Source organism: Alphaproteobacteria bacterium, from assembly GCA_037146715.1.
GTDB lineage: Bacteria > Pseudomonadota > Alphaproteobacteria > UBA7879 > UBA5542 > JBAWWO01.
Window position 1 is genome coordinate 20,299 of record JBAWWO010000002.1, and the last position, 13,253, is coordinate 33,551.

General features: G+C 46.5%; 11 protein-coding genes. 3 read left to right on the forward strand and 8 right to left on the reverse strand.

The genetic code is table 11. The features are described 5' to 3' along the window. The first annotated feature begins 20 nt into the window (after positions 1-20). From mtaB to WCG05_01030, 3 genes are read left to right on the forward strand one after another with little or no spacing between them, the layout of a single operon-like run. Entirely contained in the window at positions 21-1,280 is a 1,260-nt protein-coding gene (mtaB, locus tag WCG05_01020; protein MEI8320578.1) for a tRNA (N(6)-L-threonylcarbamoyladenosine(37)-C(2))-methylthiotransferase MtaB, read from the forward strand. Next, complete coding sequence (gene ftsY, locus WCG05_01025; GenBank protein MEI8320579.1) at positions 1,277-2,209, forward strand: signal recognition particle-docking protein FtsY; 933 nt, start codon at positions 1,277-1,279, stop codon at positions 2,207-2,209. The genes mtaB and ftsY overlap by 4 nt, the downstream gene beginning before the upstream one ends. Before the next feature lie 32 nt (positions 2,210-2,241). Then, positions 2,242-3,045, forward strand: a complete 804-nt coding sequence (locus WCG05_01030) for an SDR family oxidoreductase (GenBank protein ID MEI8320580.1) — start codon at positions 2,242-2,244, stop codon at positions 3,043-3,045. A gap of 211 nt (positions 3,046-3,256) precedes the next feature. On the opposite strand, the gene WCG05_01035 is transcribed toward WCG05_01030, so the two are convergent. The 8 genes from WCG05_01035 to WCG05_01070 all read right to left on the reverse strand — a co-directional run bounded on the left by WCG05_01035 (position 3,257) and on the right by WCG05_01070 (position 13,008). After that, positions 3,257-5,140 carry a hypothetical protein gene (locus WCG05_01035; protein ID MEI8320581.1) on the reverse strand — a complete coding sequence of 628 codons (1,884 nt, stop codon included), beginning with the start codon at positions 5,138-5,140 and terminating at the stop codon, positions 3,257-3,259. 117 nt (positions 5,141-5,257) lie between these two features. Beyond that, complete coding sequence (locus tag WCG05_01040; GenBank protein MEI8320582.1) at positions 5,258-5,962, reverse strand: Mrp/NBP35 family ATP-binding protein; 705 nt, start codon at positions 5,960-5,962, stop codon at positions 5,258-5,260. Beyond that, a complete protein-coding gene (radA, locus tag WCG05_01045; protein MEI8320583.1) occupies positions 5,963-7,345 on the reverse strand; it encodes a DNA repair protein RadA in 1,383 nt (460 codons plus the stop codon). Then, positions 7,342-8,121: an ATP-binding cassette domain-containing protein gene (locus tag WCG05_01050; protein ID MEI8320584.1), complete on the reverse strand. Its 780-nt coding sequence runs from the start codon at positions 8,119-8,121 to the stop codon at positions 7,342-7,344. Before WCG05_01050 ends, radA begins: the two co-directional genes overlap by 4 nt. 2 nt (positions 8,122-8,123) lie before the next feature. Then, positions 8,124-8,903: an ABC transporter permease gene (locus tag WCG05_01055; GenBank protein MEI8320585.1), complete on the reverse strand. Its 780-nt coding sequence runs from the start codon at positions 8,901-8,903 to the stop codon at positions 8,124-8,126. A gap of 312 nt (positions 8,904-9,215) precedes the next feature. Continuing rightward, entirely contained in the window at positions 9,216-10,889 is a 1,674-nt protein-coding gene (locus WCG05_01060) for a hypothetical protein (GenBank protein MEI8320586.1), read from the reverse strand. Between the two features lie 251 nt (positions 10,890-11,140). After that, positions 11,141-12,214 (reverse strand): hypothetical protein, encoded by a 1,074-nt coding sequence (locus WCG05_01065; protein ID MEI8320587.1) that lies wholly within the window; start codon positions 12,212-12,214, stop codon positions 11,141-11,143. Between the two features lie 14 nt (positions 12,215-12,228). Next, entirely contained in the window at positions 12,229-13,008 is a 780-nt protein-coding gene (locus WCG05_01070; protein MEI8320588.1) for a hypothetical protein, read from the reverse strand. Between the last annotated feature and the right edge of the window lie 245 nt (positions 13,009-13,253).

Consider the following 13,253-nt stretch of genomic DNA (forward strand, 5'->3'; position numbering starts at 1 on the left):
CCATTTTTAAGGTCTGTAGGATGTCTTCCCAAATTCCAAACAAAGTGATCACCTTCGGGTGTCGGTTGAATATCTACGAATCCCAGGTCATGCAAGACCTGATGGCTAAAGAGGGGCTGGGAAACACCATCCTCATCAACACCTGTGCTGTCACGGCTGAGGCTGAACGCCAGGCCCTGCAATCCATCCGCAAAGCCAAGCGCGAAAACCCCACCGCAAAAATCATTGTGACCGGATGTGCCGCCCAAATTAACCCTGAAAAATTTGCCGCCATGCCCGAGGTTGACCGGGTCCTCGGCAATCAAGAAAAGATGAAAGAAACCAGCTTTTTAGCCGAAATTCCCCAAAAAGTGTTGGTCAACGATATTATGTCCATCAAAGAAACCGCGACCCATTTGGTCAAAAGTTTTGATGGCAAGACCCGGGCATTCATGGAAATTCAGAACGGATGCAATCATCGCTGCACCTTTTGTATCATCCCCTATGGTCGCGGCAACAGCCGCAGCGTTCCCTTGGGTGCTTTAGTTGATCAAACACGACTTCTTGTGGATCAGGGCTACCAAGAGATCATTCTAACGGGGGTTGATATCACCGCCTATGGGGAAGACCTGCCCGGCACCCCCACCCTGGGTAAAATGATACGCCGCCTTTTGACCAACGTACCCCAGCTAAAGCGTTTACGACTTTCATCCCTTGACCCCGTTGAGGTAGACGAGGATCTTTTCCAAGCCTTCGTTGATTTTCCCCAACTGGTGCCCCACGTTCACATTAGCTTGCAAGCCGGAGATGACCTGATTCTAAAGCGCATGAAGCGTCGCCATTTGCGACAGGATATCATAAATTTCTGCGACAAAATGCGCACCTTGCGCCCAGATATGGTCTTTGGTGCCGATGTGATTGCGGGCTTCCCAACGGAAACTGAGGATCAATTTCAAAACACTTATGATCTGTTAAAGGACCAGAAAATCAGCTACTTGCATGTCTTTCCCTATTCACCCCGGCCGGGAACGCCTGCTGCCCGCATGCCTCAGGTTGAAAAAGCCACCATTAAAAATCGGGCTGCCCAGCTTAGAGCTTTAGGCAAAGAAAATTTGCATCACTTATTTCAGCAGTTACAGGGCCAGGTTTGTGAGATTTTGATTGAACGTGATCACACAGGCCGCACGGAACATTTTGCCCCCGTGAAACCCGATCAAACTTTAGAGCCTGGATCCTTAGCCAAGGTTGAAATTATAGGGATAGACGGTAATTTTCTATGTGGTAAAGTACTCTCAACATGAAAAAGTGGTTCCAAAGTTTAAAGCAAGGCCTTACAAAAACCTCAACCCATCTGGGGGAAGGTCTGAAGCAAGTTTTTGTTCAAAAAAAGTTAGCCCCAGAAAATCTGCAAGATCTGGAAGATGCACTGATTCAAGCCGATTTAGGACCCACCGTCAGCCGCTCCATCATTGAAAAACTGCGCACCGCCCGTTTTGATAAAGACGATGAAATGGCCGGCGCTCTGAATCTGATGGCGCAAGAAATTGAAAAAGCCCTGAAACCCTATGAAAAAACCCTTACTCCGGAAAAAGGCCGGGTGCCTTTTGCCATTTTGATGGCCGGTGTGAATGGCACCGGTAAAACCACCACCACCGCTAAGCTAGCCCACTTGTTTCAGGACCAAGGATACAAAATATCCATGGCCGCCTGCGATACTTTCCGGGCAGCCGCTGTTGAACAGTTAGTCAGCTGGGGCAATAAATTAAACATTCCCGTTGTATCCAAACCCCATGGGGCTGATGCGGCGGGCCTGGCCTATGAAGCCTATGAAAAAGCCCAGATCAACAAGGATGATATCGTCTTTTTTGATACGGCAGGGCGCTTGCACACCAATACAAACTTGATGGAAGAACTATCCAAAATAACCCGAGTCCTGCAGAAAATAAACCCCAACCTGCCCCACGAAAGTATTTTGGTCATCGATGGCACCACGGGGCAGAACGCCTATCGCCAGGTTGAAGTTTATCAACAATCCATCAACATCACGGGCCTAATTGTCACCAAGCTAGACGGCACCGCCAAGGGTGGCATGATCGTGGGTCTGTGCGAGCGGTTTAAGCTGCCTCTTTACGCCCTAGGCGTTGGGGAGAAAATCACAGACCTTCAACCCTTTAACGCCCACAACTTTGCCCGCGCCCTTGTGGGGTTGGGAGACGATGATCGGCTATAGCTTTTTTATTGCCACCGTTTTATAATACCCTTATGACAAATCGGCTAAAAAATAAAATTGCTTTAGTAACCGGTGCTGCCCGGGGCATTGGTCAGTCCATCGCTGAATCTTTCGTGCAAGAGGGTGCCCAGGTCATCATAACTGATATTGACGACGCCCCAGGCAAAGTCTTAGCCAAAACCCTTGGGAAAGGGACTGAATATTATCATTTAGACGTCAGCCAAGAATCCCATTGGGAAGCCCTCATGAAAACCCTGAAAGAAAAATTTGGGCGCTTAGATATTCTAGTGAACAACGCGGGTATTATTGGATTTGGCGGTCATTTTGGCCCCCAAAACCCAGAAGAATGTGCCCTGGCAGATTGGAACGCTGTTCACAAAATCAACATGGATGGCACCTTTTTGGGCTGCAAATACGGCATTGGTCTGATGAAAAAGCACGGGGGATCCATCATTAACATGTCTTCCCGCTCCGGCGTTGTGGGTATTCCCCACGCCGTTGCTTATGCCTCTAGCAAGGCCGCCATCCGCAATCACACGAAAAGTGTTGCCCTCTACTGTGCTGAAAAAAACTATGGGATTCGCTGCAATTCTATTCACCCCGCCGCTATCCTGACTCCCATGTGGGACGCCATGTTGGGCACAGGCCCTAGCCGCGCTAAAAACCTGAAAAATATTGAACGTGATATCCCGCTGAAACGCATGGGAACCCCACAGGAAGTGGCCCACTTGGCCGTGTTCTTAGCCTCTGATGAAGCTGTTTACATGACTGGGGCTGAATTCACCATCGACGGCGGCATTTTAGCCGGCGCCTCTGCCGCCCCCACGACTGAGTAAGTCCAGGGCTATTTCATCTCTCCAGCATTCCTCAAGGGCCCATTCTATATTTAGAAAAATGAACCCTCGACTCAAAGCCGAGGATTCACAATGGTATATGCTCTTTTGAAAGATAGCCTTATAGGGCTTGATCAGGCTTCTCTGTCTGAGTACCCTGATCCCGAGTACCCTTCGGAGCAAGCTCTATAGGCTTGCCCCATGGATCCATTCCTTAATCCGCAGGGCCAGCACCTTCATTTTGTTTGCGTCTTTTTTCTGCGGCTTCAGCAACTCTTCTTTTAATTTCTTCATGAGACATAGGAGGCTCAACCGCCAATGCACGTTCTGCTCTTAGTCTTTCTTTTTCTTCGTCTGCCGCCAAAGAAGCCTGATAGGCTGCATCTTGTTGAGCCAGAATAGCACGTCTTTCCTCTAACGTTTCATGCACTGCACCCAATTGAGGAGATGCAGATCCTTTCATCTCCGCAAACTTAGCGGCCAATGCTGGTTTTAAATGACTCTCTTCTGCCTCTAAATCTTCTTTGATTAGTTCGGCATACGCCTTAGCTTGTCCTTCAAAAGTCTCGTTATGTTCCACCCCATATTCTTTTAAAGTCTTTTCCAAGAAATCCTTGTACAGTTGCCCCATGTCTTCAGGGGTTGTTTGCCGGGTTGCGCCTAATTCCACTAACTTTTGCGCCATCCAGGTTGCGTTCGCGGCGCTTTCTCCAAAATTAGATTGGGCCAGCAGTGCTTTCATTGTTGCAGGGCGCTCTGCTTGACCAAAAAGTTTATTGAGTTCTGGGTCAATGCCTCGCAGTCCTATCACAATACGTTCCCTGATACCCTTGATGCAGCTTGTGGGATTACGCCTATCTTCATAAGCCGTGATGGATTCTCCTATAAATTGCCTGGCCCATAGCTCTAGCGCAGCAGGATGGAAATCCTTAAGAAAGGCATAGACTTGACACAATTCCTTTTTAGCATGCTTTCCTTCCAATCCTGTGGCTATAGCCGTCTTAGCATTTTCTAATTCTTGACCGCTGTAAATTTTTGCAGCTAGAGCGTTCACTGCTGCAAAAGATTTTGCAAAATCCATTTTTACCTGCTTTCTTGCAAGCCTTGCTTGTATAGCCTCCAAAACCGCTTGATTGAGTCGTTTAGACTTAGGCGCTGCATCCGCAGGTCCTGCTACTTGAGTTTCTGCATAACGATGTACTTCAAACGCCCGTCCGGGGATGGCGACGGCGTGGTGGACAGTAGACCGGTAGGTGCCTTCAAGAATTTCTACCATCACACGACCTTCTGCGCCTTGCGTTTCTCCTCGTCCTTCAGCTTCTCCGTAAAGACGAAGCGTTTCAGTGACGCGAACCTCTCTATCAGCCGCAGGCACACGTGCGAGAGCGGTTATTGTACTGGCACAATCATATCCATGATTGGGACAATTATATTGCATTCCACGGGTGATGAGTCTTTGAGCAGCGATACTAATCCCCTCTCTGTTAGCCGCAGGTACAGCTGCTAGAGCGGTTATTATATTGGCACGATTATATCCACTCATTGCAGCGGTGATGAGTCCGTGAGCAGCGCTACTAAAGCCCTCCCTCTCAGCCGCAGGCAGAGCTGCTAGAGTGATTATTATCTTCAGACGGAAACTCAGTGCAGGGGTGATGAATTCACCCATTGCATCGGTGATGAGTGTTTCAGCAGTGATAATAAAGCCCTCCCTCTCATCCACAGGCACAGCTGCTAGAGCGGTTATTATTGCAGATTGGTCAAATCCATTCATTGCAGAGGTGATGAGTCTTTGAGCAGCGCTACTAATGCCATCCCTCTCATCCGCAGGCACAGCTGCTAGAGCGGTTATTATTGCAGATCGGTCAAATCCACTCATTGCAGCGGTGATGAGGCTTTGAGCAGCGCTAATAAAGCCATCCACCTCAGCCGCAGGCACAGCTGCTAGAGCGGTTATTATATTGGCACGATCATATCCATTCATTGCATGGGTGATGAGTTTTTTAGCAGCCTCTTCACTCGTCAAATCGTACGCAGCAGAATGACCCTGCTGACTTAAAGCTAAACTAAAAAGAACCGTATAGAAAAACTTAGTATGCATTTTAAACCTCTAAAAAAATTACTCCGGCAAATATATGGAGGATGTGAAATTAAATTGCAAGGGAATAATTGTATATGTATAGGTTCACATAATATGTCACCCTCAAGCCACAAAAGGCTAGGTTTTATACCCAAAAAGATGGTTTTTTATCTTCTCCACCGCCCCCATCCCAGGGTCTAACGGCACCGCCCCCAGATAGGGCACTTGGAAATGCTCGGCCAGATCTTCTCCCCCACGGCCGGGGAAAATTTCGAAATTTTCTTGGCAACAGGGGCAAGCTACCCCCTTCATATTATCCACCACGCCCAGAATAGGGATCTTCAGCATTCTATACATTTCCAGGCATTTGGCGGCGTCCTGCGCGGCTAATTCTTGCGGCGTTGTAATCACGATCACCCCCATCAAGGGAATCGACTGGGCCAGGGTCAAATGGGCATCCCCCGTTCCCGGCGGCATGTCTACCACCAGCCAATCCAAATCCCCCCATGCCACATCTTGAAACAGCTGCTTCACCGCCGTTTGTACCATAGGTCCCCGCCACACCACAGGATTTGTTTTTTCCAGCAAAAACCCCATAGACATGGCCTTAAGTCCATCCTTCTCAAGGGGCACAAACTTTTTATCCTGAATCTTTGGTTTGTCCTCAATGCCCATCAGTTTGGGGACTGAGGGGCCATAAATATCCCCATCCAGTAACCCCACCTTCAAACCATCTTTCACCAATAAATTGGCAAGGGTAAAGGCAATTGTTGATTTTCCAACGCCCCCCTTTCCGGAAACTACGGCGATAATATTCTTAATTGAAGGAAATTCTAGTTTCATTTAGATGCCTGAGGGCACATCAATCCCCGCAAAGGGCAAAATTTCCATGACCTTTTTCAAAGAAGTTGCTTGGAACCCCGTGGAAGAATTCTTCTTTTCGCCCTGCTTATAAGTTGGCAGAATCGCCCCCTTGAACCCCAGCTTTTCCGCCTCTTTCAAACGGCTGGCAATTTGGCCCACATTTCGAATTTCACCGGAAAGGCCAATTTCCCCAAAAATCACATGGTCTGTCGGAAGGGGCGTATCTGAAATAGAGGAAAGCAGTGCCATGGCCACCGCCAAATCCGCCGCCGGTTCCGTAATTTTTAATCCTCCCGCCACGTTCAAGAAAATATCTTTGCCCCCAAACCCAATGCCACAGCGAGATTCCAGCACAGCCATAATCATAGCCAACCGACCCGCATCCCAGCCAATCACATTTCGCCGAGGGGCCGCAAAGGGGGATGGCGCCGCAAGGGCTTGAATTTCCACCAGCAAAGGCCGTGTTCCTTCGATCCCCGCAAAGATCACGCTGCCACTCACATGTTCTTGCCTGTCCGCAATAAAAGCGGCTGAGGGATTTTCCACCTGACGAAGCCCCTCTTGAGTCATCTCAAAAACCCCAATTTCGTCTGTGGCGCCGAACCTATTTTTGACAGACCGCAGAATACGGAATTGGTGGCCCCGGTCCCCCTCAAAATACAAAACCGTATCCACCATATGTTCCAGAACCCGCGGTCCCGCCAAGGTGCCCTCTTTGGTCACGTGGCCCACTAAAATCAGAACCAGATTATTCTTTTTAGCGATACGAATCAGTTCTTGCGCGCACGTCCGCACCTGAGTCACCGTGCCTGGGGCTGAATCAATACTATCCAGATAAATGGTTTGGATTGAGTCAATCACCACAAACTGCGGTGCCGGCTTAGCTTCCAGGGTTTTAATAATGCGCCGTAAATCGCTGCTGGCACTCAGCTGAACCGCCGCATTTTCAACGCCCAGTCGATGGGCCCGCAGGCGCACCTGGTCAATACCCTCTTCCCCTGAAATATAAAAGCAAGTTTGGTTTTTTGAAAGGGCTGCCGCCACTTGCAACAACAAAGTCGACTTTCCAATACCCGGGTCACCCCCCACCAGAATGACGGATCCCGGCACCAACCCCCCACCACAAACCCGATCAAATTCATTGATGTCTGACGCAAAGCGATGATGGATTGAAGACTCTCCTTTAAGAGGAAACATTTCTAAGGAATTTGAACTTTTAGACGGGGTCATCCCCTTGGGAATCACAGCAACGGTTTCTTCCAGAATAGAGTTCCATCCCCCGCAATCCGCACACTGGCCGCTCCATTTGGGTTGGTGCACACCACATTCCTGGCAGATAAAAACAACAGATGACTTGCTCAAGCAGATCTCAATTTTCTTTTGACGATAGGCCGAATATGCTTATGGCCATTCACGAATTCCTGTACATACTTATTTTTGCACGCCATCAGTTGGGAGGCTTTCCCGGTCCAGATTAACTTGCCGTCTTTCAGCATGGTCATTTTGTCCGCAATAAATTTAGCAGATTCAATGTCGTGGGTAATGGTAATGGTGGTGGCGCCCAGATCCGTCACAGACTTTTTGATCAGATTATCAATCGTTCCACACATAACTGGGTCAAGCCCCGTTGTGGGCTCGTCAAAGAACAAAATTTCCGGGTCCGTCGCAATGGCACGGGCCAAACCCACCCGCTTTTGCATGCCCCCGGAAAGTTCGGATGGTGACAAATCCAAAACCTCATCCCCCAACCCCACAGATTCTAGCTTTTTCCGGGCAATGGTGCGGGCCCTAAGGGCTGGTAATTTATAGTTGTAAAGCAACTGAAAAGCCACATTTTTCCAGGTGGGCAAGCTATCAAACAGGGCGCTCCCCTGAAACAGCATCCCTAATTTCTGCAACACTTTCATGCGTTCCGATTCGCTAAGGTTCAGAATATTTTCCCCATCTATTTTAATAGCGCCCATATCTGGTTTAATCAGCCCCAAAATGCACTTCAACAACACGGATTTTCCGCTGCCTGACCCCCCCAGAACCACCAAAGATTCCCCCGGCATCACCTTAAAGCTGACCCCTTGAAGAACTTTTTTGTCTCCAAAACTTTTATGCAGATTTATAACTTCTATTTTAGGAATCATCATATCTATTTCGCAAATAAAAGAGCTGTTAATATATAGTCTGAAATCAGAATGGTGATTGAGGCCAACACAACAGCATTCGTCGTAGCAAAACCAACACCCTGGGCACCACCCTTGGATTTATACCCTTGATAACACCCGAATAAAGAAATAATAAACCCAAATACAGCCGCCTTAACCAAACCCGAATTCACGTCATGAGCTTCTAGATATTTAAAAGTTTGTTCCAAATACAAAGCCCCATTAAATTTCAATTTGTGAACGCTGATCAAATAGCCCCCCAGAACGCCAATAGCATCAGCACAAATCACCAACAGAGGCAAGCTGATAATACTAGCCAAAACCTTGGGCACCACCAAATATTTCATGGGGTTTGTTGACAGGGTAATCAAGGCATCAATTTGCTCCGTCACCCGCATAGTTCCGATTTCTGCCGCCATGGCTGCCCCCACGCGCCCCGCTACCATCAAACTGGCCAAAACAGGGCCTAGTTCACGAGTTATCGAAAGAACCACAACGGTCGCAATAGAATTTTCAGCAGAAAACCTAGAAAAACCCGTATAGCTTTGCAGCGCGAGCACCATTCCCGTGAAAACCGCTGTCAACCCTACCACCGGCAAAGACAAGAAACCGATCTTATAAAGTTCCTTAAAAAATTGTTTGAAATAAAAAGGCGGTCTGAAGCAGCAATAAAGAATGTTAGCGGCGAATAAAGAAATATTCCCCAGGTACTTCATGAAGTCTAAAGTCAACGTCCCAATACGTAAAATGTTTAAAGCAACCATTCTTTATGTATAACTGAATATGCCCCTGCTGCACAAGATGTATTCTGCACCGTCATTCTTCCTGGACTTGGCTAGATGGCCACGCCTTACTTGCGAAGACGAATTCTTGCAGTCGTCACGTAAACTTAAATGTTATAGCTAAACTTCTGTGAAAAGATACTCCCCTCTATTGCTTTCCTCAGGTTTGGCTCGAGGATCCATTTTTCTATAAAAACATAGGGTTTGGACCCTCCCGCTAAGCCCGAGGGAGTAACTGAAAGATACTCATTTTATCTGAGTTTGGTTATACTGTCTCTCCTACTCTGCAAGAGCCTATTCCGCAAAGTCTGGCATTTGAATCTGCAATTCCTTCATTGCCTGAACAAGTGCACGATATGCGGGGCCCTGAATACTTATACTTGTTGTTTTTAAGGCCTCCTCAGCCTTAAACATAGCTTGTCTCAAGTTATTCGCTTGAGAATAAGAAGACCCCTGATAGCTTTTAACCAAGACTTTGCTCGCAACTCCCATCAAATAGTCTATCCTATCTCTATAACTAGAGTTTTTGGTAACATTAGTAGGAAGACTGTTCTCATATTCAGTTCGCATAAAATCAGGTAATTTTGGATTAATAAGCAATAGACGTATAACTTTTATGTATTGGTCTTTTTTAGCCCCTTCAGATGTAGTTGAATCAGTTAAGATCCTATTTAATCTGCTCCATTCTGTAAATTCCGGCGTAAGACTTTCATCCGACCGCCTTGGCGGGATAAGTTGCCCCAAATATTGAACTTTCTCTGCCAAGGGAGAGGCTTCAGTCAATCCAGAATCCTCTGGTGAGGGAGAACTAGCTTTTTTGAGCCCCGCCCACTTCAATATCTTTCTTCCTGCTCTGACAAGTAGAGGTTTTTTCTTTTGAGAATCACTTTGTTGCGATGCTTCTCCCCCTGCAGCCGCAGGGCTTTGCAATCCTTCCAAACGGATGACTTGATGTCCGGCAGCGTCTTCTTCTTCATCTTCGCTTGATGCCTGAATATCCTGATCCGGAGGAAGAGAGAAAGGAGGAGGAGGAATAGTGAATGTCGCAGATCCTCTACGGGGCGCAAGGACAGGTTCTTGGCCCTCTTTTTGAACGCTTTTACCGGAGGAGAGTGCTGAGGGGGGCAAGTCAAAAGAATCAATTGAGGAGCTCCGACTGAGAATGGCAGGAGTGTGAAGCTCTCGTTTTTGTTGTTCAGCGTCTCTAATTTGCAGCTCCTTCATAACAGAATCTTGCGGAAGCATAGATGGAATAATACTTTCTTTACTCTCGATCTTGAAACCTTGTACTCTCTGTGCTGCTTGAGGTTGCCGTGGTGGTGGTGGAGGAGAAGTCCGTTTCTTCAGAGCCTCCCGTTGTGCCTCTGTCAGCTTACCAGAAGTCTCCACATTCCAATCAATACCAGTACTTACTGGGCGGCGGCTGGGGGGAGGAGGAACAGGGAGGGGACGAGTCGCCGGCCCTTGAGAAGCTTTCGTTGCCGGGGGAGTGGGTTGCGAACTAGCCGCTGGAGGCATAGAGGGGCGGGGGGGAACTGGCTTCCTTTGAGCAGCAACTCCCGTTTTCGAATTCGGATGAGGAGCGGAAACCGACCCTACCATCGCTGGCTTTTGAGCTTCCGTTGCTGGGGGAGTAGGTTGCAAACTAGCTGGCGCCGCATGGGGGCGGCTGGCGGGCCGAGGAGGAACACTGGGGGTCGGCTCTTGAGCAGTTTCCGTTGCTTGATTTGACGTATCCGAACTACTACTACTCATCAATTGAGCTAGACGAGCTTTCACAGCCATTGTGTTACTTCGGATCTCATCCAGTGTAAATCTCTTACTTGATACTAGCATCGCTATCTCGTCTGGGGTATAGTTTCCCTGCGCAGCTCTCCTTATATTGTTATCTGCTGGATTAGCAACTGCCCCTTCAAAATTGAGAGATAAAAGACCCAACAACACCCAAAAATATATCTTTTTACTCATATTTTCCCCAATTATCTGCCACTTTTTTGCAAACTTCAGATCTAAAAAATTTTCTTGTTTATCCCAGATTCAACTACTTCCCTACTGGCATCACCAGATCTAAACCTTCTTCTTTTTTAGCAGATTCAGTTAAGAGTTTCATAATTTTCAGTGTTCTCTGCCAAACTCCAACTCACTGGTCTTACCAAAAAATAGACCCTCGGGGTCAAACCCGGGAAAGACAATTATTGGGTGCTTGAATCGCCCTAAAATCAGACATCAGAGTCTCCAAACGGTTCTGAAGCAAAATGAATGCCCAGGTTTTTATTGTTCCTAATCTCATCATTTATTTTGGCAAGTGTAGTTGTAAATTTTACTTTTAATGGACTTGCATCCCCCCTTAGATTCTCTTGCGTCAAAATATCTCCAGCAATATTTTTCAATATATGCCTTTTCTTTAGGGCAGCTTCCTTATACTTCATTAATAATGAACAATCTTCTGGAGTTACTTGCTTGCCTCCTGCTAGAGTTGTTGTGCAGATCTTCCCCGGCGTCGCACTCTTGCGCAACCACTCAGTAAATTTCGCTCTTGGAACAAATAAATGAGCGTAGTCCCTTGCCGTTATTATTTGATTAATATTCTTGATCTGTTGAATAAGGTCCTGAACATCTCTATGTCCAACATACTCAACAGCAAGCTCTTGCAACGATTTCACCCCTACACTACTAAGCCGGCTAGAACTCTGTTGTTGATTAGCAGTCTGAGAGTCAAGGATCGCAAGCTTAGCATCAATTATACCGAAAAGCTGAGTCTGCAAAGATTGACCCTCTATAGTCGGAATCTTTTTTTTGCTTGCTTCACCCCTTAGAGCCTCCAGACCTTTTTTATCAAAAACTGCGCTGGAGTCGTTTAATTTCTTAATCTGCTTATGAAACCAATCTATGTGTTCTTGTGTTTCTGTGCCTTTTAGATCTGATGCTCCAGCTTCCCCACGTATCCTACTTTCATCTTCTGCTAGCACCGTCATCTGGAGAACTCTTGTTTTTTCAACTTTAAGAGCATTCGCATCTCCCCCTCCTTCTTCCTTCATCCTTATTGCCTTATTAAGCTCTGCCACCGTTTCTGGATGCCTTATCGCGGCTAAGGATTGTTTCACTTCAGAAACGTTCCCTCGGATCTGCTCCACTGTAAATTTCCTGCTTGATACTAGCATCGCTATCTCGTCTGGGGTATAGTTTCCCTGCGCAGCTCTCCTTATATTGTTATCTGCTGGATTAGCAACTGCCCCTTCAAAATTGAGAGATAAAAGACCCAACAACACCCAAAAATATATCTTTTTACTCACAATGGATTCCTTTCTTAGATTTTATAGTTCAAAGACAAAGTCAAAACATGCGAAGCTAAATTGGGAGACATAGAAGCGCTTAAATTAGTTGCCACTCGATCATTATAAGCAAGCAAAGGCCCCGTTGAATAGGCTTGATACATTTCATACCCATAATCAAGCTTTAAAGACAACGCTCCATCATCATTAAGCCCTTGAATAAGCCCACCGCCAAACCGAGTTCCCCATACGCGCGTCGTTTTAGTAGACCCTATGTTATCAGCAGGAATAGTTCCCTGACCATAAACAGATGTCTGAAACTTTGTATTCACTGCACCCACACTTCCATACAGGCCAAAACATTCTGTCAAGTAACTTCCGATTCTTAACAAAGCCCCATAAGTTTCCTTTTGTTTAATGGACAAAGAAAAAATGTACGAATTAGGAGGGTTAGTATTACTCTTAACATCAGCCTTGCCATTTTTAAGTTTGTTATTAGTAACTCGCGCAAGGAATTCTCCTTCTAAGAAATAATTTCCCCAGGATTCTGGTCTATAATGATAGCCCGCCATGAACGCCCCACCAATTTTACTTTTACCTGCTAGACGCACCGTATCGTAACCTGCCACCCCACCTAGCAAATCTGACGCATACACCCCGAACCTAGTTACAGGCGTTTTCGTATAGGTTAAACCTAAACCTGCATAAAAACCTGATTTATCAGCAGAACCTGCTTTATGATGATGTGCTTTATCAGCGAATACCGCGAAAGGCAAACCAGCGATCAATAATGGAAGAATAAATTTTTTAGTCATGTTAACGTCCCTCATATTTTTTTTAAACTTTATATAACTTATTGTATTTAAGCCCCCTATAAAAAGCATGTCAAGCCTTTTTTTGATCCATGTTATTTTTAAATACGTTAACCTCAACTATGCATTAAAGAAGATTAGCTATAGGTCTTTATGGAGAGAAAAAAATAATATTTTTCCCCATCATTGATAAATCTGAATAATTCTTTCTTGTCCAGACATCAAGTGCGTGCTACTTTCGCGTCAAT

Bases quoted from the DNA above. Each gene is read 5' to 3' on its own strand.
- mtaB (MEI8320578.1), top strand. From the start codon at position 21: ATGTCTTCCCAAATTCCAAACAAAGTGATCACCTTCGGGTGTCGGTTG.
- WCG05_01060 (MEI8320586.1), bottom strand. From the start codon at position 10,889: ATGAGTAAAAAGATATATTTTTGGGTGTTGTTGGGTCTTTTATCTCTC.
- WCG05_01030 (MEI8320580.1), top strand. From the start codon at position 2,242: ATGACAAATCGGCTAAAAAATAAAATTGCTTTAGTAACCGGTGCTGCC.
- WCG05_01040 (MEI8320582.1), bottom strand. From the start codon at position 5,962: ATGAAACTAGAATTTCCTTCAATTAAGAATATTATCGCCGTAGTTTCC.
- ftsY (MEI8320579.1), top strand. From the start codon at position 1,277: ATGAAAAAGTGGTTCCAAAGTTTAAAGCAAGGCCTTACAAAAACCTCA.
- WCG05_01070 (MEI8320588.1), bottom strand. From the start codon at position 13,008: ATGACTAAAAAATTTATTCTTCCATTATTGATCGCTGGTTTGCCTTTC.
- WCG05_01055 (MEI8320585.1), bottom strand. From the start codon at position 8,903: ATGGTTGCTTTAAACATTTTACGTATTGGGACGTTGACTTTAGACTTC.
- WCG05_01035 (MEI8320581.1), bottom strand. From the start codon at position 5,140: ATGCATACTAAGTTTTTCTATACGGTTCTTTTTAGTTTAGCTTTAAGT.
- WCG05_01050 (MEI8320584.1), bottom strand. From the start codon at position 8,121: ATGATGATTCCTAAAATAGAAGTTATAAATCTGCATAAAAGTTTTGGA.